General features: G+C 37.3%; 23 protein-coding genes. 12 read left to right on the forward strand and 11 right to left on the reverse strand.

Features of this window, described 5'->3' with window-relative positions:
- Positions 1–4: 4 nt before the first annotated feature.
- The 4 genes from R2Q78_RS04960 to R2Q78_RS04975 are packed head-to-tail and all read right to left on the reverse strand — an operon-like array spanning position 5 to position 4,776.
- The gene (locus R2Q78_RS04960; RefSeq protein ID WP_316789441.1) at positions 5–706 is read right to left on the reverse strand and encodes a CoA transferase subunit A; all 702 of its coding nucleotides are present in this window, start codon (positions 704–706) and stop codon (positions 5–7) included.
- Between the two features lie 49 nt (positions 707–755).
- Complete coding sequence (locus tag R2Q78_RS04965) at positions 756–1,847, reverse strand: PQQ-dependent sugar dehydrogenase (protein WP_316789443.1); 1,092 nt, start codon at positions 1,845–1,847, stop codon at positions 756–758.
- A 45-nt stretch (positions 1,848–1,892) separates the two neighbouring features.
- Positions 1,893–4,265 carry an endonuclease MutS2 gene (locus tag R2Q78_RS04970; RefSeq protein ID WP_316789445.1) on the reverse strand — a complete coding sequence of 791 codons (2,373 nt, stop codon included), beginning with the start codon at positions 4,263–4,265 and terminating at the stop codon, positions 1,893–1,895.
- Between the two features lie 7 nt (positions 4,266–4,272).
- Positions 4,273–4,776, reverse strand: coding sequence for a DUF4296 domain-containing protein (locus R2Q78_RS04975; RefSeq protein ID WP_316789447.1), 504 nt, complete (start codon positions 4,774–4,776; stop codon positions 4,273–4,275).
- Between the two features lie 71 nt (positions 4,777–4,847).
- On the opposite strand from R2Q78_RS04975, the gene R2Q78_RS04980 reads away from it, so the two are divergent.
- The 6 genes from R2Q78_RS04980 to R2Q78_RS05005 all read left to right on the forward strand — a co-directional run bounded on the left by R2Q78_RS04980 (position 4,848) and on the right by R2Q78_RS05005 (position 12,372).
- Positions 4,848–5,537: a YggS family pyridoxal phosphate-dependent enzyme gene (locus R2Q78_RS04980; protein ID WP_316789449.1), complete on the forward strand. Its 690-nt coding sequence runs from the start codon at positions 4,848–4,850 to the stop codon at positions 5,535–5,537.
- Positions 5,534–6,001 (forward strand): GNAT family N-acetyltransferase, encoded by a 468-nt coding sequence (locus R2Q78_RS04985; protein ID WP_316789452.1) that lies wholly within the window; start codon positions 5,534–5,536, stop codon positions 5,999–6,001. The genes R2Q78_RS04980 and R2Q78_RS04985 overlap by 4 nt, the downstream gene beginning before the upstream one ends.
- A complete protein-coding gene (locus tag R2Q78_RS04990; RefSeq protein ID WP_316789454.1) occupies positions 5,998–6,819 on the forward strand; it encodes a DUF3298 and DUF4163 domain-containing protein in 822 nt (273 codons plus the stop codon). The genes R2Q78_RS04985 and R2Q78_RS04990 overlap by 4 nt, the downstream gene beginning before the upstream one ends.
- Positions 6,820–6,822: 3 nt before the next feature.
- Positions 6,823–8,094: an aspartate kinase gene (locus tag R2Q78_RS04995; protein WP_316789456.1), complete on the forward strand. Its 1,272-nt coding sequence runs from the start codon at positions 6,823–6,825 to the stop codon at positions 8,092–8,094.
- 3 nt (positions 8,095–8,097) lie between these two features.
- Positions 8,098–9,282, forward strand: a complete 1,185-nt coding sequence (locus tag R2Q78_RS05000; RefSeq protein ID WP_316789458.1) for a THUMP-like domain-containing protein — start codon at positions 8,098–8,100, stop codon at positions 9,280–9,282.
- A gap of 93 nt (positions 9,283–9,375) precedes the next feature.
- A complete protein-coding gene (locus R2Q78_RS05005) occupies positions 9,376–12,372 on the forward strand; it encodes a DUF2723 domain-containing protein (protein ID WP_316789460.1) in 2,997 nt (998 codons plus the stop codon).
- A gap of 77 nt (positions 12,373–12,449) precedes the next feature.
- Here the strand turns inward: R2Q78_RS05005 and R2Q78_RS05010 are convergent, their stop codons facing one another.
- Entirely contained in the window at positions 12,450–13,085 is a 636-nt protein-coding gene (locus tag R2Q78_RS05010; RefSeq protein ID WP_316789462.1) for a peroxiredoxin, read from the reverse strand.
- A 109-nt stretch (positions 13,086–13,194) separates the two neighbouring features.
- Complete coding sequence (locus R2Q78_RS05015) at positions 13,195–14,136, reverse strand: DUF72 domain-containing protein (RefSeq protein ID WP_316789464.1); 942 nt, start codon at positions 14,134–14,136, stop codon at positions 13,195–13,197.
- 333 nt (positions 14,137–14,469) lie between these two features.
- Here R2Q78_RS05015 and R2Q78_RS05020 point away from each other — a divergent pair, with 333 nt between their 5' ends.
- From R2Q78_RS05020 to R2Q78_RS05030, 3 genes are all read left to right on the forward strand, one after another.
- Positions 14,470–15,150, forward strand: coding sequence for a hypothetical protein (locus tag R2Q78_RS05020; protein ID WP_316789466.1), 681 nt, complete (start codon positions 14,470–14,472; stop codon positions 15,148–15,150).
- A gap of 2 nt (positions 15,151–15,152) precedes the next feature.
- Entirely contained in the window at positions 15,153–15,914 is a 762-nt protein-coding gene (locus R2Q78_RS05025; RefSeq protein WP_316789468.1) for a hypothetical protein, read from the forward strand.
- Between the two features lie 487 nt (positions 15,915–16,401).
- Positions 16,402–16,590 (forward strand): hypothetical protein, encoded by a 189-nt coding sequence (locus R2Q78_RS05030; RefSeq protein WP_316789470.1) that lies wholly within the window; start codon positions 16,402–16,404, stop codon positions 16,588–16,590.
- A gap of 881 nt (positions 16,591–17,471) precedes the next feature.
- On the opposite strand, the gene R2Q78_RS05035 is transcribed toward R2Q78_RS05030, so the two are convergent.
- Positions 17,472–18,569: a serine protease gene (locus R2Q78_RS05035; RefSeq protein ID WP_316789473.1), complete on the reverse strand. Its 1,098-nt coding sequence runs from the start codon at positions 18,567–18,569 to the stop codon at positions 17,472–17,474.
- Between the two features lie 5 nt (positions 18,570–18,574).
- A complete protein-coding gene (locus R2Q78_RS05040) occupies positions 18,575–19,141 on the reverse strand; it encodes a sigma-70 family RNA polymerase sigma factor (protein ID WP_316789476.1) in 567 nt (188 codons plus the stop codon).
- Positions 19,142–19,413: 272 nt separating this feature from the next.
- On the opposite strand from R2Q78_RS05040, the gene R2Q78_RS05045 reads away from it, so the two are divergent.
- The 3 genes from R2Q78_RS05045 (at position 19,414) to R2Q78_RS05055 (ending at position 21,829) form a co-directional block, all read left to right on the forward strand.
- A complete protein-coding gene (locus R2Q78_RS05045; RefSeq protein ID WP_316789479.1) occupies positions 19,414–19,635 on the forward strand; it encodes a hypothetical protein in 222 nt (73 codons plus the stop codon).
- A 199-nt stretch (positions 19,636–19,834) separates the two neighbouring features.
- Complete coding sequence (gene purB / locus R2Q78_RS05050) at positions 19,835–21,181, forward strand: adenylosuccinate lyase (protein ID WP_316789481.1); 1,347 nt, start codon at positions 19,835–19,837, stop codon at positions 21,179–21,181.
- Positions 21,182–21,277: 96 nt separating this feature from the next.
- The gene (locus tag R2Q78_RS05055) at positions 21,278–21,829 is read left to right on the forward strand and encodes a NifU family protein (RefSeq protein ID WP_316789482.1); all 552 of its coding nucleotides are present in this window, start codon (positions 21,278–21,280) and stop codon (positions 21,827–21,829) included.
- A gap of 270 nt (positions 21,830–22,099) precedes the next feature.
- Here the strand turns inward: R2Q78_RS05055 and R2Q78_RS05060 are convergent, their stop codons facing one another.
- From R2Q78_RS05060 to mtaB, 3 genes are read right to left on the reverse strand one after another with little or no spacing between them, the layout of a single operon-like run.
- Entirely contained in the window at positions 22,100–22,894 is a 795-nt protein-coding gene (locus R2Q78_RS05060; RefSeq protein WP_316789484.1) for an inositol monophosphatase family protein, read from the reverse strand.
- 12 nt (positions 22,895–22,906) lie between these two features.
- On the reverse strand, positions 22,907–24,061 hold the full coding sequence (locus R2Q78_RS05065) for a prolipoprotein diacylglyceryl transferase (protein ID WP_316789486.1): 1,155 nt from the start codon (positions 24,059–24,061) through the stop codon (positions 22,907–22,909).
- 31 nt (positions 24,062–24,092) lie between these two features.
- Positions 24,093–25,412, reverse strand: coding sequence for a tRNA (N(6)-L-threonylcarbamoyladenosine(37)-C(2))-methylthiotransferase MtaB (mtaB, locus tag R2Q78_RS05070; protein ID WP_316789488.1), 1,320 nt, complete (start codon positions 25,410–25,412; stop codon positions 24,093–24,095).
- Positions 25,413–25,444 lie beyond the last annotated feature (32 nt).

Here is a 25,444-nt window from a genome sequence, read left to right on the forward strand (position 1 = left end):
AGGATTAATTCTTAGTTCTGATGGTGCGCTGTTCTATTCTTTTTTCATAATCAGCACCCTGAAAAATACGGTGGACATATACACCTGGGGTATGAATCTGATCCGGGTCCAGCTCTCCTGCTTCTACAAGTTCCTCTACCTCTGCAATGGTAATTTTTCCAGCCATCGCCATTACCGGATTAAAATTACGGCTGGTAGACCTATAGATCAGGTTTCCGGCAGTATCCCCTTTCCAGGCCTTAACAATTGCAAAATCCGCATCAAAAGCATATTCCATCAAATAATCCTTACCATCGAAATTCCTTACCTCCTTGCCTTCTGCAACTTCTGTACCTACACCGGCAGGAGTGAATATTGCAGGCATTCCGTATCCCGCAGCCATACACCTGGTCGCAAGCGTACCTTGTGGTATAAGTTCAACCTCAAGTTCACCACTTAATAACTGGCGCTCGAACTCTGCATTTTCTCCGACATAAGAAGATATCATTTTCTTCACCTGTCTCTGCTGAAGCATAAGACCTATCCCAAAATCATCGACACCCGCATTATTAGATATGCAAGTCAGGTTCTTCACACCTTTTTTTACCAATGCTGTAATGCAGTTTTCAGGGATTCCACATAAGCCAAAGCCCCCCAGCATCAAAGTAGTACCATTTTCAATATCTCTGATAGCTTCTTCAGCACCCGAAACAACTTTATTTATCATACTAAAAGATTTGATGCTAAATTATACTAAAAGAAGCGTTAGAACCAACTTATTTGGTTATTTCTATGATTTTATCGCTATTGCCATTGCTACTGCCCAGGTATATTTTACCTTCAGGAGATTGACAAATAGCTCTCAGTCTGCCGAATTCATTGAGAAAGAAATCTTTACTTCCAGATACCTGATCTCTTGCCTGATTCAGTTTCAACTGCGTAAGTCTGGAACCTTTTAAAGAAACCAGCAACAGCGAGTTTTTCCATTGAGGAATAAAATCAGAGTCGTAATAAGTAAGTCCGCTGGTAGCAATTGTTGGCGTCCATGCCATCATAGGCTCTACAACATTATTCGCCGTACAAAATGTTTGTTCTCCGGAAGTATTGCAATAGCCTTCCACATTTGGCCAGCCATAATTTCGTCTTTTGACAATCAGATTTACTTCATCATCATTATTGGGTCCATGCTCTGAAGCATAGAGTTTACCATTGGCTTCTACCAGTCCCTGCGAATTTCTGTGTCCCAAACTCCAAACCCTGCTTCCTGCCACAGGATTGTCTGCCGGAATAGAACCATCCAGATTTACACGCAGTATTTTTCCAGACAAAGAACTCATATCCTGAGCATTACTGCTTACACTGGCATCGCCCGTGGTAATGAGCAACTTTTGATCACTGGTGATGAGGAGTCTGGAACCATTGTGAATAGATGAAGCAGGTATTTGATCAAGAATTACCAAAGGAGAGGTTAAAGTCCCGTTCGAATAAGTGAAACGAACTACCTTTTCTTTATAGGGACTTCCATAATTATACACCACATATACCCAGGGATTAGTGGTGAACTGCGGATGTAAAGCCATACCGAGCAGACCACCCTCTCCATTGGCGACCACTTCTGAAATGGTATATACTGGAGTTATCGTACCGGACTGGGGATTTACCCTGCTGATTTTACCGGCGCGTTCTGTAATCCATAGCTGCTGATCAGGACCATACACCATTTCCCATATGTGTGACAATGCCGAGGTGACCACCCTGGTTTTCAGTTCCACATCGGGCAATTCTTCACCAGAATTGTCTGAATGCTTTTTCTTACAGGACGACAAACATAGAAAGAGCGCGACAGATGCAACCAATAAAGTTTTCATAAGAGATGATTTTCTCTTATAACACCTTAATAATAAATATGTTTACTAATTAAAATAAACATAAGTAATGCCATCTCCCCCTCGGTCGGCATGTTCATCTTCCATACGATTTACCTGACTGTATTTTCTCAGGTATTCACGGATCAGTTTCCTCAAAATACCATCACCTTTTCCATGTATGATCTTGATAAATGGAAAGCCTAGCATGATAGATTTATCCAGGTACTTTTCAAGTTCATGCAGTGCATTTTCTCCACGCATGCCACGTAAATCCAGTTCGGCATTAAAACTTGAAATGGCTTCTGAGATATTACCGGTATAAGAATTTTGTTGTGCAGCTTTTTTTGCCTGCTTGTTACTGATCTTATATACTCTATTTTTCTTAACCACGGAGCGCAGATCACCTAATGCGATAACGAGATTATCCCTATTGATCTCAAGTACCTGTCCTGTCGTTTCACTATTATTCAGTTGCACCCAATCGCCCACCTCTATTGGCGTATTTAGCGGCATTGCGACTTCTGCTTTTTTCTCCTCTTTAACCTGGTTTTGTACCAGTTCCTTATGCAGATTTTGCCTTAATTGTTTGGTTGCAACCTTGTCAGCTTGTTTTTCCTTAATCTCCGCAATTGTATTTTCTACGAGTTTATTGGCATTTTTTATAATGGCCTGGGCTTCCATCTTGGCCTCCTTAATCAGGACTTTTTTATTCTCATCCAGAAATAACTTTAGTTTCTCATTTTCAGCTACCAGGTTCTTTACTTTATTCTGCTGGTTGGAAAGATGTACTTTGGTATCATAGATCTGTTTTTTCTCACGCTCCAGGTCTACCAGCAGGCTATCTATCCTATTTTGGTTGGTACCTGTCTTGGCTCTTGCCAGTTCGAGTACTTCTTTTTGCAAACCTATGTTCTGAGCAATTTCAAAGGCATAAGAACTACCCGGTTTACCAATTTCGAGTACATACATTGGCTTCATCCTGTCATTGTCAAATAACATAGATGCATTTTCCAGTCCGGGCGTATTACCAGCAAACAGTTTTAAATTAGAATAATGGGTAGTGATTACCCCCCTTACCTTTTTGTTGTTCAATACTTCCAGAACAGCTTCCGCCATTGGTCCGCCAAACTGAGGATCTGTTCCCGTTCCAAATTCATCGATCAAAACGAGGGACTTTGGTGTAGCATGCGCTACGAAGTACCTCATCTTGGTCAGGTGGGCACTGTAAGTACTCAGGTCACTCTCAATAGACTGGTCATCACCAATATCTGCAAAAATCTGATCGAAGATTCCTACTTCGCTTGATTCATGAACAGGGATTAATAAACCCGACTGTACCATAATCTGCAATAAGCCTACGGTTTTCATACAAACAGACTTACCACCTGCATTTGGACCAGACACCAATAGGATCCTGAAATTGTCAGTAATGTGTACATTTAAGGGCACTACTGTTTTTTTATCTTCCTTGAAAGAAAGAAACAGCAATGGATGACGTGCATTTACCAGTTTTGTTTTGGCTTCTTTGATCAATACCGGCATATCAGCCTCAACTTCTATTGCAAATAACGCTTTTGCCCTAACAAAATCCAGTTTAGTTAGGAAACCATGATAAGATAATAAAAGCGGCGTATAAGGCCTTAAATCGTTAGTTAGAGCGATCAGTATTTTAATGATCTCTCTGCGTTTGTCGAATTCAAGATCACGCAGTTTATTATTTAATGAGAAGACCTCTTCTGGCTCAATGTAAACCGTTTGTCCGCTGGCAGATTCATCATGTATAAATCCTTTTAACTTACGTTTATTTTCGGCCAGTACTGGGATACACATTCTTCCATCCCTGATGGTTAAACTTCCATCCGCAACCCAATTGTTGCCGATGGCCTGCTTATAGATGGAATCCATCCTCTTTCTTACATCCTGTTCTGTTTTTGCAATGTCGCCGATGATGTTTTGTAAAGTCGGAGAAGCATTGGGCTTGATTTTTCCTTTTGGATCAAGAACAGTTTCAATCCGCTTCAGAATGTTCTTTTCAACCGGAAGGTGCTCAAATAGCGCTTCCAGATTAGGATATATTTCTTTTCTTTCTTCAAAGAACCTAAGCACTGAAAATACAGTCTGGAGCGATGCATACATCTGATGAAGTTCATCCTCCATAAGGTAAGAACCTTCTACTCTGATCTTATCGGCAAGTGTCTTGATGTCGAAAAATGTACTGATCTGTAATGGTTCCTGGTTTTCCAGAATGCTTTTGAACTCGCTGGTTTGCCTCAGAAATTTATTGATCTGATCAAACTTGGTCATCACCTGCATTTTTGCCACCATCTGTTGGCCCATAGGACTTAGACAGTGTTTATGAATAAGTTGTCTTACCTCATTAAATCCCAAACGCTCCAAACAATTCTCCGGATACAACATATTACTTTTACTTTCTTAAATCTTTAAAAATTAATCTTGGTTTGATGACATCAATCTTTCGTTTTGTCGTATCCTTTAAGATGAGTGTCTTCCAATAAATAGAATCTGCTCTATTTACGGAATCTCTGAATACCTTCAACCTGATTTTATTGGCCTCTTTTGCTCCCTGTATAGAGTCGGCTTTCACAATGGCGTTTTTATCAGCCGCTAACACAGCCGTTACTTTGGTATAGATCTCATCCAGTACTTTTGGATTCTTATAGTAATAATCCATGCTTTTATTGTAAAGTGCGGAATCTATATTGTACTTTTTATAAATCCCTTTATAATAAGATGCCGCTATAATTTTAACAGAATCCTGATTTGGCAGAATACCTACATAAGCATCTGTGATGTGTATGTCGTGCAAGACTTTAGCCATTTCATCCGGCTGGATGAGGTCTTTTGGAACCCCCGGCTTACACCCTGTAATCAATAAAAAAGCGATGATTATATATATTAATTGCTTCATTCTTAGTAAAACCTCATTATTTCTTAGACAAAATTCGCTAAGGTTGTTAATTTTACCAAAAATACTGATAAATGAGTATAGCAGATAACTTATTAAAATATAAAAGCGAATTAGATAAAGAAGAGGTTGAACTGATTGCTGTTTCTAAATACCAGGATACCGATGCAATTTTAGAAGCATACAATGCCGGTCAGCGTGTTTTTGGAGAAAATATTGTACAGGAACTGGCTGATAAACAGCAGCAACTACCAGCAGATATAGAATGGCATCTGATTGGTCACCTTCAAACGAACAAAGTAAAATACATTGCACCTTTCATCAAATTGATCCAGTCTGTAGACAGCTTGAAGCTATTGATTGAAATCAATAAACAAGCGGCAAAACACAAGCGGGTAATTGATTGTCTCCTGCAGATCTATATAGCCGACGAGGACACTAAATTCGGTCTCGGTTTTGATGAGGCTATAGAATTGCTTCGTTCGGACGAGTTTACCGAGCTTAAAAATATACGCATCGTAGGCCTGATGGGCATAGCTAGTAACAATGCGACAGAGAAGCAGACTACAGATGAATTCACTGAACTAAAGGTGCTTTTTGATGGAATTAAATTGAGCTTCTTCCGCAAAGAAGCCTCTTTTAAAGAAGTCTCTATGGGCATGTCAGGAGATTATAGACTAGCCATTGAAGCCGGTAGTACGATGGTAAGGATAGGCAGCAGTATTTTTGGAAAAAGAAAAATCAAGCATTACAAAGCAGAATGAGCATTACCCTGAGAGTTGCAGAAAGAAAAGATTGCGGCCGCTTACTTGAGTTGGTTCAGGAACTGGCACTATATGAAAAAGCGCCGCAGGAAGTAACAGTTAAGCTTGAAGAATTCGAGGATGCTGGTTTTGGTGAAAACCCGGTATGGAAAGCTTTTGTTGCCGAAGACGAAAACAAAATAGTTGGCTTTGCACTTTATTATGTGAGGTATTCCACCTGGAAAGGATGTCGGCTATACCTTGAGGATTTCATTGTAACTGAAAGCCACAGAGGTAAAGGAATAGGCAAATTGCTGTTTGACATCATAGTACAGGAAGCAAAAGACAAGAACTATAACGGTATGAACTGGCAGGTACTGGATTGGAACCAGCCGGCCATCAACTTTTATGATAAATATGCTGCTACTTATGAAGCAGATTGGTTAAATGCTTCTTTTTCGAAAGAACAGATCTTAAAACTATGAAACAACTACAATTATTTGCAATCGCCTTAGGGCTTATTTCCATTCAGACTGCATGTCAGAGTGAGAAAAAAAACACTGTAAATACGGGTTTAACTGATTCATCAATGGTTGCCCCCCCGAATTCAGGGGCTTTTAAATATGATTCTGTTAAAGTTTATAGTGCTCCGCCGGTATCTCCAGATAAAAAAGTAACGGACACCTCTAAAGCAGTGATTTCTTATCCGGTATTCGAGAATGAATCTGTAAATAATTTCGTGTTGCAAAAAATAATAGGGACTGCTGATGAGGGCAAAAAATATAGCTCTTACAAAGCATATGCTGATGACTTTATTAAGGGTTTTGATGATTTCAGGAAAAGCGAAAAAGATTACCCTCAAACCTGGTTTCTGGATATAAATACAAAAGTGATCAGGCAATCGGCGGATTATTTGGGTTTGCAGATCACTTATGTAAATTATTCAGGAGGTGCACATCCAAATAGTGTATACACCTACCTGAATTACGATACAAAGACCGCTAAAGAAATCTTACTGGATTCCCTGATATTACCTGGTAGTATGGATAAGCTTACATCCATTGCAGAGCAGATTTTCAGAAAAAATGAAAAACTATCTGCAACTGCGAGCCTGAAAGACGGCTATTTCTTTGAAAATGATAAATTTAAACTCAATAATAATTTTACCATAACAGACGAAGGGCTCAAATTCCTTTATAATCCTTACGAAATTAAGGCCTATGTATATGGAACAACAGAGTTATTAATTCCTTTCAGTGAACTAAAAGCGATTGCAAAACCTAATTCTTTAATCAGTAAATAATTAATGGAAGTATATAAATTCGGAGGCGCATCAGTTAAGGATGCGGGTGGAGTAAGAAATCTGGCAAAAATCATTCTCAATAGCAAACAGAACAACTTGTTGATCGTCATCTCTGCAATGGGCAAAATGACCAATAAGCTTGAAGAACTGACTAATGCCTATTTGAATGGCCAGGATGATGTTCAGCAAATCTTTGAAGAAGTTAAATCCTTTCACTTTGACATTCTCCATGATCTGTTTCCCGACAATCAGCACCCTGTTTATAACGACATTGTAAACTCATTTGTAGAAATAGACTGGCTGTTGGAAGAAGAACCAGATGATGCCGCTGACTATATATATGATCAGATTGTATCTATTGGAGAGCTCGTTTCTACAAAAATAGCAGCTGCATTTTTAGCGGAATCCGGATGTAACATAAAATGGGTTGATGCAAGAAATTTCATTCATACAGACAACACTTATCGTGAGGCCCAGGTGAACTGGGAGAAGACAGAACTGGAAATCCAAAAAAACCTTGTACCAGTGCTTGAAAACTGTATAGCGGTAACACAAGGTTTCATTGGCAGTACGAGCGAGAATTTCACCACTACATTGGGCAGAGATGGTTCAGATTATTCTGCAGCTATATTTGCTTCTTGTCTAAATGCCAGTTCTGTTACCATTTGGAAAGACGTGCCTGGGGTATTAAATGCCGATCCAAAATGGTTTGATGAGACAGAAAGAATTCCTCAACTCTCCTACCATGATGCCATAGAACTCGCTTATTACGGCGCTACAATCATACATCCGAAAACTATAAAGCCAATCCAAAACAAGAATATTCCATTGTTTGTAAGGTCTTTCCTGCAACCGGATGCTGAGGGTACGGATATAACTGGTGCCAATAACCATCTTCCGGTTCCTTCGTTTATCTTCAAAGTAAATCAGGCTCTGATCTCTATATTTCCCAAAGACTTCTCATTCATTATAGAAGAGAATCTAAGTGATATATTCAGCCTGTTTCACAAGCACAAAGTTAAAATCAATACGATGCTGAATTCTGCTATCAGTTTCTCCGTGAGTTTTGACCACGATGCAAAAAAACTGGACGCGTTAATCGCTGATCTTTCGATTCATTATAAGGTAAAATACAATACCGGACTGGAGTTGGTGACCATCAGGTATTATAACCAACAAACAATAGAAAGGGTAACAGTAAATAAAAACATACTATTGGAGGTGAAGAGCAGAAATACATGCCAAATCGTGATGAGAGATAAAACAGCTAACTAGGCCTTGAACCGGGAGATCTTAGATACCAAAGTTCAGCAATACATCAATGCTCATTTGACTGATGATGTACACAAAATTGCTATGGGTAAGAGTCAGTTTAAGGACGTTTCTTCAAGGGAACTGGCCGAACAGATTGGTGCGAAAAAGAAATCCGCGAAAAAATTACCCACCTGGTTCAATACCGAACAGATTTATTATCCACCGGTGCTATCAATTGAACAGACTTCCTCTGAAAGAACGGCTATTTATAAATCTAAGCTGTGCAAGGGTGAAAGCCTGATTGACGTCACAGGTGGATTTGGAGTAGACAGCTTTTATTTTGCCAGGGCAGCCAAACATGTAACTCATTGCGAAATCAATACTGAGCTTTCTGCGATAGCCGCCTACAATGCCGGGATATTACAGCAACCTAACATCAGGTTCCTGGCAACGGACGGTATTGAATTCTTGGAGAACACAATAGAAACCTTTGATACCATATACATTGATCCTGCCAGACGCAGTGATAGTAAAAAAGTATTCATGCTCAAAGATTGTACACCTGATGTTGTTTCTGCCCTTCCAATGTTGCTAAATAAAGGCAAGCGTTTGATCATTAAGACTGCACCTCTACTGGACATTACCGCAGGATTGAAGGAATTACAGCATGTATCCGAGATCCACATCGTCAGCGTCAAAAATGAATGCAAGGAATTGATCTGGGTGATAGATAAAGAGCATATTGGTGTGGTAAAAATCTCCGCAGTCACCTTAAATGAGGATTACAGAAGCTTTATTTTTGATATGGGCGACGAAAAAAACGCGGATGAAAACATACTTGAACACAATCCGGAGGGCTATCTTTATGAGCCTGATGTGGCATTACTGAAGAGCGGAGCTTTTAATCTGATTGGCAAAACCTACGGGTTGCAAAAGCTGGATACCCAGACGCAGCTATTTGTTAGTGATAGAAAGAATGAAATGTTTCCCGGACGGATCTTCAAAATTCACGGCATGATATCTACCCGTGAACTGAAAAAACAGAAACAACTGACCGGTAATGTAATCGTAAGAAATTACCCTGATAAGCCAGAAAATCTGGTAAAAAAATATAAAATCAAACCCGATGATACAAGATTCCTGATTTTTACCCAAAGTAAGGCAGAGGGTTTAATTGTATTGGATGTTGAAATAGTACAGCATTACTAATTTTAACATTATTTAACTTACTTTAACATTTACAAAAATCTAAAATTCAAGGTTTTAGTTAATTTTGGTTAACCTATTTACCAAATCAAAACCATGAACCGATATCAAAAGATCAACAACCTCACTGGATTTATACTTTTTCTGATCGCCGGATTTACCTATTGGCTCACGATGGAGCCCACTGTAAGTTTTTGGGATTGCGGAGAATTTATAACCGCAGCAGATAAATTACAAGTAGGTCATCAGCCGGGAGCTCCTTTATTCCTGATGATTGGCAAGCTATTTTCTTTGCTTGCTATGGGAAATACTGCCAAAGTCGCTTATTGGATTAATTTCAGCTCGGTGGTTTTCAGTGCGGCAACTGTTATGTTCCTCTATTGGACGATCACTCTTATTGCTTCAAAACTTTACAAGCAAGAAAAAACGACAATTGATATGCTTACTGTGATTGCAACAGGTGTTGTTGGAGCACTGGCGTTTACATTTTCAGACACATTCTGGTTTTCTGCAGTAGAATCAGAGGTCTATTCTTTATCTATATTGTTCACGGCAATCGTGTTTTGGGCGGTCTTTAAATGGGAACATAAAATGGATGACCGGTGGCTGGTATTTATTGCATTTATTGTCGGTTTGTCTATAGGTGTGCATTTGTTAAGTCTCCTTGCTATACCTGCCATTGTAATGGTCTATTATTTTAGAAAAACGGCGAAAGTAACGCCAATTGGCATTTTAAAAGCGATAGGAATAGCTGGTTTAATCTGGGTTACCGTACAATTTGTGATTATTCAATATACCGTTTTGTTTGCCGCTAAATTTGATCTCTTCTTCGTCAATACACTTGGATTTGGATTCGGATATGGCGCTCTTTTATTTATTATGCTATTGGTCGCCACCATTAGTTATGCCATTTACTACTCTGCTAAGCATAGAAAATACCATCTCAACCTAAGTATGATCTGTCTCGCTTTTGTGTTGTTTGGATTTAGTTCTTATTTTCTGATCATCATCAGAGCAGATGCAAAAACAAGTCTAAACCTATCTAATCCAGATAATCCATTTGGCTTGTACGCTTACCTGGGACGCACCAACTATGGCGAAACACCTTTATTATATGGCCAGACGTTTGATGCTAAGCAGATCGATGCAAAAGATACTTATACGAGGTATAGAAAGGGAAAAGAAAAATACGAAACAGCAGGCAAAGCTTTTAAAGTTGAATATGATAAAAATATATTATTTCCACGTACATACAGCACAAGACCTGATCATATCAGTTTTTATAAGCAATGGTTAAATCTTGGCGACAATGAAAGTCCGACTTTTGCTAAGAATCTGGAATTTTTCAGTTCCTATCAGATGGGATTCATGTACTGGCGCTATTTTTTATGGAACTTTTCAGGCAGGCAAAATGACAATCAGGGACAGGGAAGCCATACTGAAGGAAACTGGATAACCGGGATTAAGTCACTGGATGCTGTTAGACTCGGAAATCAGGACAAGCTTCCGGCAAGTATTATTGACAATGAAGGCTATAATAGATTCTATGGTCTCCCATTGATATTAGGAATTGCCGGGCTTATATTTCTGTACAGAAGAAACAGGAATGACACTCTGGTTATCACGACGCTGTTCTTGTTTACAGGGCTTGCTATTATAGTATATTTAAATCAGGACCCCAGACAAGTGAGGGAAAGAGATTATGCCTACGTAGGTTCATTCTATGCCTTTGCCATTTTTATAGGTTTCAGTGTATTTGCAATAAAAGAGTGGCTATCCAGGCTTAATGCGTCTAAATTAAGCCTCATTACAGCTGCTTTGATAGGCTTATTGGCTGGTCCTGCTATTATGGGAGTTCAGGGCTGGAGGGACCATGACCGTTCGGGGAAAACAACTGCGCTGGATTGGGCAAAAAACTATCTTAATTCGTGTGCAAAAAATGCGATCCTTTTTGTCACTGCTGACAATGATACTTTCCCATTGTGGTATGCGCAAGAAGTAGAAGGGTTCCGCACAGACATCAGGGTTGTGAACATTCAGTATCTGTCAGATGATGCCTACATCAATCAAATGAAAAAGGCACTTCATCAATCTGCACCATTACCCATTACCATGCCAGAGCAAAAATATGTAAATGGAACCAGGGATTTTATCCATTATTTTGATTATGGATTTACAGACAGTGTGGAATTAAAAGATTTGATGGCAGTAATTACATCAGATAATAAAGAAGATAAATTACAGCTTAATGATGGAAGTTTTGAAAACTTTCTGCCAACCAGGAAATTCAAGCTGACAGTTGATGCCGATCAGGTAGTTAGAACAAATACTGTTTCGGTCAAAGACAAGGCTAAAATTACTGATCAAATGGAATGGACCTATGATAAAAATGGGGTAGTTAAATCCGACCTTGCCTTGCTCGATATTCTGGCCAACAACAATTGGGAAAGACCTGTATATTTTGAAACCAATGTATCGGAAGATACCTATATCGGGCTTGACAAGTATTTGTATCTTGAAGGATATGCATTTAGATTATTACCCTTCAATACAGCGCCAAATGATAAACGCGACAAGATGGAGAAAACCAATTCTGATGTGATGTATAATAATTTGATGCAGAAATTTGACCTCAGGGGATTTAAAACCGCAAAATATCTGGATCCTGAAAGCAGGCGTGTAGTAAGGGGAACATGGGAAATAACCAACTCATTGACTGATAATCTCATTACCGAGGGTAAAAATGCAAAAGCGACCAGTTTACTCGTTAAGAGCATGAAGGATATTCCAATGACGAATTATTCGATTGATGATACAGTGAACAGGTTCCGCACCATTCAGAACTTATATCGGTTAGATGACATTAAAAATGCGAATACTTTAACAGCAAGTACAATCAACTATATAGATCAGGAAATGAACTATATCATTTCCTTAGATCCCGCACAATATCTTCATCATGGAAGAGAAATACAGTTGAGTTTGTCTATTCTAAATGAACTAGAAAAACTCACAGCTGAAAAGAGGCAAACGTCCCTCAATCAGCAAATCAGAGAACAATATAAACGACTTGAAAGTAAGTTTATCAGTTAACACGCTCACACAAATAGTAACCAAAACGAAAAGCCATCCCTCAAAGGATGGCTTCGTTTATTTATAAAGCACTCAGCCTATTTATTTGGCTGAGGTGTTGTTCTCAGATAAGGTTTAATCACTTTATGTCCCTTAGGAAATTTAGCTGGTATATCTTCGGTTTTAATGCTATTCATTACGACTACATCATCCCCATCTTTCCAATCAGCAGGAGTTGCCACGCTGTAATTTGCGGTAAGCTGTAAAGAATCAATTACCCTTAAAACTTCATTAAAATTACGTCCGGTTGATGCCGGATAAGTTAACATCAGCTTTACTTTTTTATCTGGGGAAATGATGAATAATGAGCGCACTGTTAATGTCTCTGAGGCATTGGGGTGGATCATATCATATAAGTCCGCAATCTTTTTATCCTCATCAGCAATGATAGGGAAGTCTACTTCTGTATTTTGAGTTTCATTGATGTCTTTAATCCAGCCTTTATGAGATTCCGCAGAATCTACACTTAAAGCCAGAACTTTAACATTTCTTTTCTCAAATTCACCTTTTAAAGCAGAGGTACGTCCAAGTTCTGTTGTACATACCGGTGTATAATCTGCCGGGTGGGAAAAGAGTACTCCCCAGCTATCGCCAAGGAATTCATAAAAATCAATATCACCAATGGATGTCTGTGCTTTAAAATTGGGAGCTGTGTCCCCTATCCTTAAACTCATAATTTTATATTTTTAGTTGTCTAAATAATAACGCTAACAAGCGTAAATAATAATGTCTACAAATTAAGTATACTAAATTAAAGAATTATCCTCGTTTTGTAATAAAGTATTAAAACAGGGTATGCTGAGGTTCAACGTCTCCGAGATCAATAAACTTAATTTCAGGCACATCAGAACCAAGATGTTTATTAAACTGTTCGATAGTATAATTAGCTAAAATTGGCGTATCCTTTTCGTCGTGCTGATGCAGGAAGAAATACACCTTTTTAAGACCTTGAGCCAACCAGAATTTGATTCTAACCGTCCATTCATCAATTCGGGCAAAATCCGAATCCTGAAATTCTTTTCCATTACCGACGAAACGAATGAAGATCTCCGGAATGGTGAGCTCCATATGAACGCAGTCCCTTCTTCCACTGGCATCAGTAATTGCAGCTCCCTTTTTTAGCTTCGACAGCATTTCAAATAACCTATTGCGTACCTCTTTATCAGCAAACCATTCTTCATGTCTTAATTCGACAAATACTTCCAGGTCCTGAGGAAGTTTTTCAAGATAGGTTTCCAAGACTTCAAAGTTATTAGGGCCAAAATTATCTCCCAACTGAAGAAAACATGGACCCAGGAATTTACCAAATTCAGAAATACTTGCTAAATACTGATCCGTTGCTTCTTCCGCATTCTTCAATCGCTTAATGTGACTGATTGTTCTGGAGAATTTTGGACAGAATAAAAAATCATTTGCTGTATTTTCTTCTGCTTTTATCCTCCATTTCCTAATTAGTTCGGCTTTTGGGATGCTGTAAAAAACGGCATTCAGTTCAATGGAGTTAAAATGTTTTACGTATTGATCTAAAAAATCAGCCTCCTTAGTCTTTTTTGGATAGATCATATTCAGCCATTCTTTTCTACCCCATTTAGCACAGCCAATATAAAAATCAGGCTTTTTTACGGGTTTCAAATGTGCCAAAGTTTTTAAAGTCTGCTTGCCATCTTCAGGTAATGTAAAATCTACATCTTTAACACTATCTGCGGGTACTTTTCCAAAATCCATATCAAAAGTTATATCATTAAAAACCCCGAAACTTAGTTAAAGTTTAAAATGGTTAAATTTAGTGTTTTCGAAAACTAAAACAGTTTTTAAACCTATTTAAACGAGGTTAAAAAAATTAGTAAAATTATTTTTCCCCTAATTTGCCCTATTTCTCTTCTGTTCTGGGAGTATAAATCTAGCGTTTTTATTCTTTGCTGAGATAAAAATTATTATGGAATTTGTAAAGCCTTAGAAATACAAGACACCTATAAATTATCATTACTTTATATTTTTTTACGATTCTATATTTTATAATTTCTTTTATATATTTTCGCAACATGCTCATTTAAAAGAATGTCTAAAAAAAGAAAACAATCTCTTAATGCTCTCTGTACTACTATTAACAATTACTGGATGCAAAAAAGAGCGACAAGAGAAATTCGACATCCAAAAATTAGTAAAAGAGTATGGCATCGAAGTTTAGCAGTCGATGCACCATCTGGTATTACCCCGATGACTTTCAAAACTGAATCAGAAGCGAGAACATTTCTAGCAAAAGTAAAGGCAAATCAAGACGGTATTCGCAAAGCAGGATATAATATCACTGAAATGTATGGTTCTCTGTCACGTAAATTAGACAATAAAATTGGTGCTGCACCTAATACCCGTTCTGATATTGGAGATGGTGAAGGTGAAGAAGCTCCTAATGAATCAACTGCCATTAAATTGGTATTTTCTGCGTCAAAACCATTAGAACCAGGAGTATATTTGAAGTTGACTGTTGAATACAACAAAAAAACAAAAGCCTACATTTCTCGTAGCTTTAGTATTTTCGGGTCAACTGTTTCCTGCTCGTTTACTCAAAATGAAACTTGGGTAGCTTCTTTATCAACTGATAACTCACTAGCATGTAGTGCAACAGGATACTATTCCTCATATGTTACTGGTGTTGGAATGATGATGATAGATAGCTATCAAGTTGTAGTTGGTGGTAGAACAACAACTTTCAATATTACGTTAACACCCCTTAGATAAACATGAGCAGTTTTGTGAAAGGTATTTTATGCTGTATTCTATTTGTAAATTCATTCTATAGTAAGTCTCAGGAGAAAATAAAGACAACAACTTTTAATTATTCTGTTGTTACTCCTGACCTTAAAGCTAGATTTGTTTTAAAGTGTGTTATTAGCAAAGATTTTGCACTCTTAAATATGACTTCTGTTCCCTCCGAGAGTGGGCAGAATAACACAATACTAAAGCAAGATTCATTACTAGAAACATCAGATACGAAGCAAACTTTCCCAAAAATGAGTTTTACAAGATACCCGACTACGACCTTAATAAATAGGACTACAGGGGAAGTCTGGGCGATGTGGGAACATGAGAATGGAAAAGTTGCAGTAAAACAGAAGGATTTGAAACCTGAATATGTTTCAGATTCTACTTCTAATTACGTTCTTGAATATAAAGATGAATATAAAATCATTGGTAAATTTAGGTGTCAGAATGTAAAAATTACAAACAAGACCACCAATGAGGTAAGTTATTCTTATGTAACAAAAATTCCAGAAGGAACGTTCTGTAAAATGCCATACGAAACTGGTATCAAAGATGTTATTGTGCAATCATATGGTCAAAAAAACGCATCATCATTAAGTTTAGTTTCTATAATTAATGGCCTTACATCTGCCGATTTATTTAAATTTTCTAAAGATGTGAATGTATTTAATACCTCCGCAGATTACAGCAAATGGCAAAGGGCATATATTGAAAGCATACAAAAACAACAAAATAATTAATTAATCAATAATGAGCATAAGAGACCACCCTAATTATTTAGGGTGGTTTTTTTTATGCAATAGGTTTTTATTGTATGTTATAATTATATATGCTACTTAAAGTTTTACCGTGATTATGATGGTTTAATTTCAACATCTTTTACAATATACCAGTCGTCTTTGTATTCAATTTTGATTTTAAACTGATAATGTTGGTACTCGTAGCGGTTTAACTGAAACAAAATCGGATAAATCTTCCTCAATAAGCTTTACAATAGTTGATAGTATTTTTATCAATGAATTTTTCACAATACTCACTGTTTAGTTTTTGAAGTGAAGTAGTAATTTCATTATCAAATACACTGAAAATTTTACTTTGCATAGGTAATTTGTTGATACAACAGAACTAGGGACAAAACCAGAAAGAACCAATTAATAATTACATTTATAGAATTAACCAGTTAAAATTCATAAACTTATATATGCGTATTAATTTATTAATTTTGATATGATGATCAGAAAAGAAATACAAGGCGAAGTAGTTAAAGAGAAAAAAAAGACGCTCTTCTGGGAGACAATTTTCAAAGAAAAAATTAAACCAGAGGATTCCAACTCAGTGGAAAATTATATAGAAAAAATTAAAATTAAAGAAACACCCGAAAGCAAAGAAATTAAAAAAGAAGACAGACCCTTATAATGATTCTAAAATTTAATTATTATCACGAATAGATTCTGGAAAGATTAAGTAAATACCAATCTTTAAATTTTATAAATATGGCATTTGCACCGTGTGTTATTGGCATGTTCAATGTTCAAAAAAACCCAACTCAGCCTTGTTCTTGTATTTTGAAAATATTTTATGACACAAGTAGGTTATGAAAAACATCGGACAATAGCTAAATAGGAGTCCGCCTATACTCATTGATGCAAGTGTTTTTGACAATAATAAATAAACTACAAAGATCACTATGGAATATACAATTGGTCTATCATTTACAAATTTCCTGTGACCAGATCTGGTTATAGAGTACAAACTTGCAAATACCAACACCGCTGTAATCGAAATAAAGATGCAGAGGTCGGACAATGATAAATTAAAATTGAAATAATAATTTTCAGGTTTGACAAGCATAACAATACCGATATATGCCCATCCGATTACCAAGGTAGCAGGTAGAGATGCGATCAAAGCTGTAAGACAAACCTTTAAGGTATATGTAATTTCTGACTTCATAATCAACGTCATAAGAGTTTAATTTATCCGAATGTAATTATAAATTTTATAACATCTATTGTGATTTATATCCTTCGACTTTTCATTTTACTGTTTTAAAGTTACAATTTTTTGCCTTTATACAATCCGATATTTAGGAAGGGTTACAGTGTATGACACATACCATTTCTTTGGTCATCTGTGTTGCTTGAGTTGAGAATACGTGAAACTTGCCATAATAATTTCCCCTGTTTTTTCCCTTTTGTTCATAATACACCCCAAATAAAGAACCCCGAAACTTAGTTAAAGTTTCGGGGTTTAAAAAATCTTATTTAGTAATGATAGGATTATTGTTTCTCTAAAGGCTATTTAAATACTTTTACCATAAATACATAATCTTTCAGCTTCTCAAATTGTTGATTTCTACTTAAGCGCTGCAATGAATTCCTTTTGTTGAATGTTGCGCTTTTACCCAAAGAATCTTTGGAAATAGAATTTAGTGCTTCCTGGATGTATTTTGCTTTTATTGCAAATGTAGCTCCGTCTACCTGACTTAATTTTGCGCTAATCACACCAATTACATTACCGTACTGGTCAAGAAGCGGGCCGCCGCTATTTCCTGGATTTACATCAATACCCACCTGATATTGGGTAGAATCATCAGCATTATAACCGGTTTTAGAACTTACATATCCTCTTCCATATACAGCGCCATCTTTAGGAAAACCAATGGTGTATACCTCATCGCCCATCCCTACACCATTTTGTTTCAAACGATAAGGTAGATTGGGAAGTGGGGTAAAAGAATCACTTTCTATTTTAAGAATAGCCAGATCTTTCTGAGACTCTATAGGAATAACCCTTACTTTATATTCGTTTCCTTTACTATCCTGCACATACACAGAATCAGCATCTTTAACCACGTGCAAATTGGTCAAAATGTAACCATTAGATGTCAGGGCAAAGCCCGTTCCACCATAATTAGCTGGTTTTAAATTTTTAGTAGCACCTGCATTACCTGAGTTTATTTTGCGAATCAGGTTATTTGTAGATGTTTTGATCTTCGCCAGGTCTCTGTTCATCAACTCAACCTTTCCGATTTGCTCGGTATTCTGTTGAATAGAATATAGCATAATCATTGACAAGAATATGAATGAAGCAGCAACAGCAATGGCGGCTTTATTTTTACGCCAGATGTTTACTATAAACGAAGGGTGCGGACCAAGCTGCCTGCTCAAGACATCTACATCAATTTGTGCATGGGCAGCATCCATCTTCTCCTTCAAATTCATCACCTCTGCATAATCTGCCATTGCCTCCATGAAAACTTTATGGCTAACAACTTTATGGTCCACTGAAGCATCATTTAAGCGCAATTGTTCAAAAGCCTGAGCTTCTGCTTCAGTAAGCTTACCATTTAAGTAATCTTCAATTATACCATCTAACTCTATCTCGTTTCTCATTTCAATTATGATTGAAAAAATAATTTCTTTAGTCTTTGCAGGCACTTATATTTTTGAGTCTTGGCGTTATCTGTATTTGTATAGCCAAACTTCTCACAGATGTCCTGCATGGACAAATTGTTAATATAAAAATCCTGAATAATAGTTTTGCAAGGTTCTCCCAGATGAACAAGTGCGGATTGCATTTTTTCAAATTGCCTGTCCTTTTCCTCATGCTGCTCTACTTCCTCTTCCACTGCTATGATATCTTCAAAATCTGCGATGTTACTGGTCTTCCTGCTTTGCTGGGAAAGCTTCTTTAACCAGATTCGTCTGCAAACTGAGTATATATAGGTTTTTAGCTTACTACTCAACTCAAATTTTCCGCTCTTAATCTTGTTGTATAATACGATGATCCCTTCCTGATACACATCTTTCGCATCATCTTCATCACCGTTATTATTCAAAATAAATTGTAAGACCATCGGAAAATATCCGGAATACAATTTATTTAGCGCATCTTCTGAGTTATTTAAGATCCCTAAAACTACCTCTCTATCTGTTGGAACTGAACTGCTTAACTTATTACTCACCAATTAATACATTTATACGTGAATGGTAACCCAATGTTAACTAAAAAAAATAATGTTTTTAACTACACTTTGGTTAATACCGCTTATTTGTATAGGGTAACCCTATTTATTTTTTTTTATTTCTCTTGATTATTTACTGTTAAACAGTACATTTGCGGCCGGTAAAAAGGAGTAAATTAATTATTTTTATTTTTTTTAAAATACTTGGGTTACCTTTTCAACTTTACCGTATTAAGTGTAAAATTAATTAATTATTTAAAACAGAATTAGAAATGAAAAACGCATTTAAATTTGGCTTTTTAGCTTTAGCAATCTCTTTATCAGTAGCAGCTTGTAACAACGCTGAAAAAACTGGCGAATCTGCAGATACAACTGTAACTGATTCATCTACTATCGTTACTGAAGTTGATACTACAGTTACTGATTCAACTGTAAAAGATACTGCAGTTAAAACTACAACTACTGAGACTCCAGCTCCTGCTCCAGCTCACTAAGCTAAGTTGAACTTATAAAAAAGGCTTCCTGTATCAGGAAGCCTTTTTTGTTTTACTTTAAAATCAGATCGTTAAAAATTCCATTCTATTCAAGTTGTTTAAATCCCTGTTTTAGCAATTGAGTGGCATCAATATTAAGTCCATTGTTAATCATTGACTGAAAAATGTTAACTTCGCATTTTGTAAAAACAGTTAATACATGAATTTATCTCCTCTTCAAGCCATATCTCCTGTAGATGGCCGTTATAGAAATACTACTGAAAGCCTTTCTAAATATTTTTCGGAGTCTGCATTGATCAAATACCGCGTTTACGTTGAGGTAGAATATTTCATAGCGCTATGCGAAAACGGCCTTCGCGGTCTGGAGAATTTTGACAAAGCAAATTACGATAAGCTTCGTTTAATCCATCAGCAGTTTAATGACACCCATGCCCAAGAAATAAAAGATACTGAAAAGGTTACAAATCATGATGTAAAAGCGGTAGAATATTTTATCAAGAAACAATTTGATCTATTGGGTCTGGAAGCCTATAAAGAATTTATTCATTTTGGACTAACCTCACAAGACATCAATAATACAGCAATTCCATATACTTTTAAATTGGCGTTAAATGAAGTTTATTACCCTAGACTTACGGAATTGGTGGCCAAAATAAAGGAGCTGGCCGCAGAATGGGCAACAGTACCTCTACTGGCCCATACCCACGGACAGCCAGCCTCTCCCACAAAATTGGGCAAAGAATTTATGGTATTTGCGGAACGTCTGGAAATTCAACTGAACAATTTAAAAAACATCCCTAACAGCGCCAAATTTGGAGGTGCAACGGGTAATTTTAACGCACATCATATTGCTTATCCTGAAACCAACTGGGTAGATTTTTCTAACAACTTTGTTAATGAAATACTGGGCTTAAGCCGTGCACAATATACTACTCAAATCGAGCACTATGATCAATTCGCTGCTCAATGTGATGCACTAAAAAGAATCAACAATATCGTCATAGATCTGGACAGAGATATCTGGGCGTACATCTCTAAAAATTACTTTAAGCAGAAAATCAAGGAAGGCGAAGTAGGGTCATCTGCGATGCCTCATAAAGTAAACCCAATTGATTTTGAAAATGCTGAGGGTAATGCGGGAATAGCAAATGCCATGTTTGAATTTTTTGCTGCTAAACTTCCTATTTCTCGTCTGCAAAGAGATTTAACAGATTCTACAGTCCTTAGAAACGTTGGCGTACCTATGGCACATACCGTAATTGCGATTGCTTCCACACTAAGAGGACTGAACAAGCTGCTATTGAATGAAGAAGCAATCCACGCTGATCTAGAAAATAACTGGGCTGTAGTTGCCGAAGCAATACAAACCATATTAAGAAGAGAGGCCTATCCTAATCCATACGAGGCTTTAAAAGACCTTACCCGTACAAACCAGAAGATAACTGCGGTTACGATGGCGGATTTTATAGATGGCCTAAATGTTAGCAACACTGTAAAAGAAGAATTGAAAAAGATTACTCCTTTTAACTATACGGGGGTATTTTAATTGACATAGCATCCGTTTTAGTATATAATGACCTAAAACAGACAACAGCAAGGGAAATTGCATCAATGAATTATATATTTTTGTAAAAAAAAGACAATGACTATCAACGTATATACAGAACAAACGCCAAACCCTGCTACAATGAAATTCATGGTCAATAAGTTATTGATCAATGGCAGTGAAGATTTTGCTACTAAGGAAAGCGCGGAAAACTCTCCTTTCGCGAAGGAATTGTTTAAGTTTAATTTTGTGAATGGTGTATTTTTTGCCAGCAATTTTGTAACCATCACCAAAACAGAAGGTACAGATTGGGCAGATATCGAGCCTATTCTTAAAGAATTTGTTAAAGGTGCTGTTGAGTCAGAATACAAAATTAAAGAAGACACAACAGGAGAAACACCTGCTTTTGAAGGAACTGATCTTGAAATCAAGATTCAACAGATACTTCATGATTATGTACGCCCCGCAGTTGAACAGGACGGAGGAGCAATCAGCTATAAATCATTTGAAGAAGGCGTCGTAACCGTTGAGCTTAGAGGCTCTTGCAGTGGCTGTCCTTCCTCTACTATCACTCTAAAATCCGGAATTCAGAACCTATTGCAAAGAATGGTTCCTGAAGTGAAAGAGGTTGTTTCTGAAGCACTTTAGTCTTCAGACTTAAAATAAAAAGCCCCGCTTCCATAATAAGGAGTGGGGCTTTTTATTTATAGTAAACGTCTGACATTCTTATTGTATACCTTACATCTAGCTTACGACAGTAAGGTATCAATATTCTCTCAGTTAGGTCTTAGTTAGCTGTCTTTTACGTATACATACCCAACATTCAGCTATCAGACACTTAATAATTACCATTATTGCACTTTACTGTCATTAGTTAACTAATGACAGTAAAAAAAACATTAGTAAGCGTGTAAAAATTTAAGAACTGAAATGCTTTACCATTAAATTTAGAATCTCCTGATTGATCCTGGCGTTAGTTGCAAGAATCTGCCGTTTCTCAATGAATTCTGAACCACCCTCAAAGTTCATAATTTCGCCTCCTGCCTGCTGAACAATAAATGCTCCGGCGGCTACATCCCAGGAATTTAGGTTATATTCAAAAAAAGCGTCAAATCTTCCACAGGCTACGTAAGCAAGGTCAACCGCAGCTGAACCGATACGCCTTAAGCCGTGGCAACTTCTCATCATCTCTGCAAACAGTTTCATGTACTGCTCCTGTTGTTCAAACTGATAATAAGGAAAGCCTGTAGCCAGCAGACATTCTGATAGCGTCATCCTTGATGAAACGTTGATCGCTTTATTGTTCAGATATGCTCCTCCACCTTTATACGCTGAAAACATCTCTCCACGATTGATTTCATACACTACACCTACAACAGGCTGATCATTCTCATAGAGTGCAACACTAATGGAATAAGTTGGTATTCCATGTATAAAGTTGGTAGTACCATCAAGGGGATCAATGATCCAATTGTATATTTCTCCTCTGCGATTAATAGTTTTTTCTTCCGTAGTAAAGCCGGCCTCAGGAATTAGTTTAGCTAAATTCTTTACTAATTGCTTCTCCGCATTCTTATCCACATAAGATACAAGATCATTTAAACCTTTAAACTCAATTGCACCCGCATCGAAGCTCATAGACTCCTTACGTATAAAATTGCCTGTCAACCTGGTGATGGCAATGACTTTAGTACATAATAATTCGTAATCCAAACCCTAGAAAGCTTAGTAATTAGCCAATTTTTCTTTATTCTTCAGAGAATAAAGTACAAGTCCCAAGCCCGACAAGAATAAAATGCTTGATATCATTTCTGCCTGAGTGAAATGCAATCCCGCCAGATTATATTTTGTATTGACCCTGATTAGCTCTACGAAAAAGCGTTCTGTTCCATTCATCATTAGATAAATTCCAAACATCATCCCAGGAGACTTGATCAAATGGCGGATACGCCATAAAATCAGGAAAAGTATGAAGGCAACAATCACCTCATAAATAGGTGTTGGATAAACTGGCTGAGCCAGTTCGTTACAAAATTTTCCTACGCAACCTGCTATAGGTTCACCTTCGTTCGCAACATTATTCGGATAGGTATAAGCCCATAACCAATCTGGAAGCCATGTAAAAGGTTTAGGATTTAGATTAGGAATCCCCCAGTCGCCATCTCCCGACATATGACAGCCAATCCGTCCGACACTATAAGCAAGCATCATACCTGGTCCCCCAATATCTAACATATGTAATGGTTTGATGCCATTTTTACGCGCAATAATTAATACAGCAGCTCCTCCACAAATTAGTCCGCCATAAAATGTAAGTCCGCTAAACGACAATAAACTACCAATAGGATCTTTCACAAAAGTATCCCAATGCTCCAGGTTGTCAAATATTTTAGCCCCTAAAAACCCCCATACAGCAGCCCAGACAATCAAAGTACCCATTAATTCATAAGGATGTTGGGTAACTTCTACAGTCTTTGGCTTAGGTAACTTATGAGCGTTCTTCTCTTTGTAATCCCAATAAGCAAACAAACCGGCGAAAAATAAACCTCCCAATATACTCCCATGTAAGGATAACAGGACGGTTTGCGCATCATTTACAAATAATTTATAATTCGATAAAGCATAAATTAACTTATAGCCGATAACGAAACCAAATACCGCATTAGAAACCAATTCCGTAGTAGTAGCTGGTTTACCCACGGTAACTATCTTTTTTATTGGATGAATTAATCCAAGAGCTTCTTTTCGTTTGAACTCCTTAGTAAAGGCCCAATAACCGGCGATAAATGCCAATGCGACAAAAACTCCAAATGTGTTAAATGGAAGCGGAACCTGTACGCCAAAAAGATATTCTAAAAAATGAGATACTGTAGGAAACATACGTATAAAAAAGTTTTATGCGAATATAGGATTAATGCGCTAAAACTTCTTCGGTTTCTGTAACTTCTACTTCTCCATCTGCAGTTATTGCAGTTAATTTTACGGTTTTGATTTCATTGACCATTACGGGATCATACTTGGCTTTTACTTTCACGTAGTTCTTAGTAAACCCATGCATATAACCATTCTTTTGATCATCCTCGAAAAGCACTTCTCCTACAGACCCAATCTGTGATTCATAGAATGCCCTTCTTTTTTTATCGGAAAGAATATGGAGCATTTTGCTCCTGTCCGCACGTGTGCTACCCGCTACCCGACCTTGCATCTCGGCTGCCGGAGTTTGTTCGCGTTCGGAATAAGTAAATACATGAAGATATGAAACATCAAGTTCATTTAGAAATTGATAAGTATCGAGAAAATCCTCATGAGTCTCACCAGGGAAACCAACGATTACATCAACACCTATACAACAATTGGGGATCAATGCCTTGATAGTCGCAACACGTTCTGTATACAATTCACGCTGATAACGTCTGCGCATTAAACCTAATATCTTATTGGATCCTGACTGCAATGGTATATGGAAGTGTGGTACAAATCTTTTAGAGCCAGACACAAATTCTATGATCTCGTTGCTCAGGAGATTTGGTTCTATAGATGATATACGGATTCTTTCTATTCCTTCTACCTCGTCAAGTGCCTTAACAAGATCAAAGAATTTATCTTCACGTTGTCCATTTCTAATCCCAAAATCGCCAAGGTTGACACCTGTCAGTACAATTTCTTTTACTCCGCTTTCAGCAATTTGTTTTGCACGGTTGATTACATTTTCTATGGTATCACTTCTGCTACCTCCCCTGGCTAAAGGAATCGTGCAATAAGTACAAGGATAATCACAACCATCCTGAACCTTCAAAAAGGTACGAGTCCTGTCGCCTATGGAATAAGCTGCGATGAAATTATGATTTACTTTTTCAATATTTTGCTGATGAATAACCGCTTTTGGCTGCTTGGTTAGGTCTGAAATATATTCTACTATACGAAACTTCTCAGCCGCTCCAAGTACCATATCCACACCTTCTATTTCAGCAATCTCCACAGGCTTTAGCTGCGCATAACAACCAACAATAGTCACATATGCATTGGGAGAATATTTAAGTGCTTCTTTAACTACCTTACGGCATTTCTTATCGGCATGCTCAGTTACAGAACAGGTGTTGATGACATATACATCAGCTCCCTCTGTAAAATCCACTACAGCATAACCGGCATCTGTAAATAATCTGCCGATAGTTGAAGTTTCGGAAAAATTCAACTTACAGCCCAATGTATAAAATGCAACCTTCTTCATCAGTATTAATAAGCCTGCAAAGATAAGAAAAA

Source organism: Pedobacter frigoris, from assembly GCF_032678645.1.
Lineage (GTDB): Bacteria > Bacteroidota > Bacteroidia > Sphingobacteriales > Sphingobacteriaceae > Pedobacter > Pedobacter frigoris_A.

Coding starts and splice junctions, on each gene's coding strand:
- R2Q78_RS04960 (WP_316789441.1), bottom strand. CDS start 706: ATGATAAATAAAGTTGTTTCGGGTGCTGAAGAAGCTATCAGAGATATT.
- R2Q78_RS04965 (WP_316789443.1), bottom strand. CDS start 1,847: ATGAAAACTTTATTGGTTGCATCTGTCGCGCTCTTTCTATGTTTGTCG.
- R2Q78_RS04970 (WP_316789445.1), bottom strand. CDS start 4,265: ATGTTGTATCCGGAGAATTGTTTGGAGCGTTTGGGATTTAATGAGGTA.
- R2Q78_RS04975 (WP_316789447.1), bottom strand. CDS start 4,776: ATGAAGCAATTAATATATATAATCATCGCTTTTTTATTGATTACAGGG.
- R2Q78_RS04980 (WP_316789449.1), top strand. CDS start 4,848: ATGAGTATAGCAGATAACTTATTAAAATATAAAAGCGAATTAGATAAA.
- R2Q78_RS04985 (WP_316789452.1), top strand. CDS start 5,534: ATGAGCATTACCCTGAGAGTTGCAGAAAGAAAAGATTGCGGCCGCTTA.
- R2Q78_RS04990 (WP_316789454.1), top strand. CDS start 5,998: ATGAAACAACTACAATTATTTGCAATCGCCTTAGGGCTTATTTCCATT.
- R2Q78_RS04995 (WP_316789456.1), top strand. CDS start 6,823: ATGGAAGTATATAAATTCGGAGGCGCATCAGTTAAGGATGCGGGTGGA.
- R2Q78_RS05005 (WP_316789460.1), top strand. CDS start 9,376: ATGAACCGATATCAAAAGATCAACAACCTCACTGGATTTATACTTTTT.
- R2Q78_RS05010 (WP_316789462.1), bottom strand. CDS start 13,085: ATGAGTTTAAGGATAGGGGACACAGCTCCCAATTTTAAAGCACAGACA.
- R2Q78_RS05015 (WP_316789464.1), bottom strand. CDS start 14,136: ATGGATTTTGGAAAAGTACCCGCAGATAGTGTTAAAGATGTAGATTTT.
- R2Q78_RS05020 (WP_316789466.1), top strand. CDS start 14,470: ATGTCTAAAAAAAGAAAACAATCTCTTAATGCTCTCTGTACTACTATT.
- R2Q78_RS05025 (WP_316789468.1), top strand. CDS start 15,153: ATGAGCAGTTTTGTGAAAGGTATTTTATGCTGTATTCTATTTGTAAAT.
- R2Q78_RS05030 (WP_316789470.1), top strand. CDS start 16,402: ATGATGATCAGAAAAGAAATACAAGGCGAAGTAGTTAAAGAGAAAAAA.
- R2Q78_RS05035 (WP_316789473.1), bottom strand. CDS start 18,569: ATGAGAAACGAGATAGAGTTAGATGGTATAATTGAAGATTACTTAAAT.
- R2Q78_RS05045 (WP_316789479.1), top strand. CDS start 19,414: ATGAAAAACGCATTTAAATTTGGCTTTTTAGCTTTAGCAATCTCTTTA.
- purB (WP_316789481.1), top strand. CDS start 19,835: ATGAATTTATCTCCTCTTCAAGCCATATCTCCTGTAGATGGCCGTTAT.
- R2Q78_RS05055 (WP_316789482.1), top strand. CDS start 21,278: ATGACTATCAACGTATATACAGAACAAACGCCAAACCCTGCTACAATG.
- R2Q78_RS05065 (WP_316789486.1), bottom strand. CDS start 24,061: ATGTTTCCTACAGTATCTCATTTTTTAGAATATCTTTTTGGCGTACAG.
- mtaB (WP_316789488.1), bottom strand. CDS start 25,412: ATGAAGAAGGTTGCATTTTATACATTGGGCTGTAAGTTGAATTTTTCC.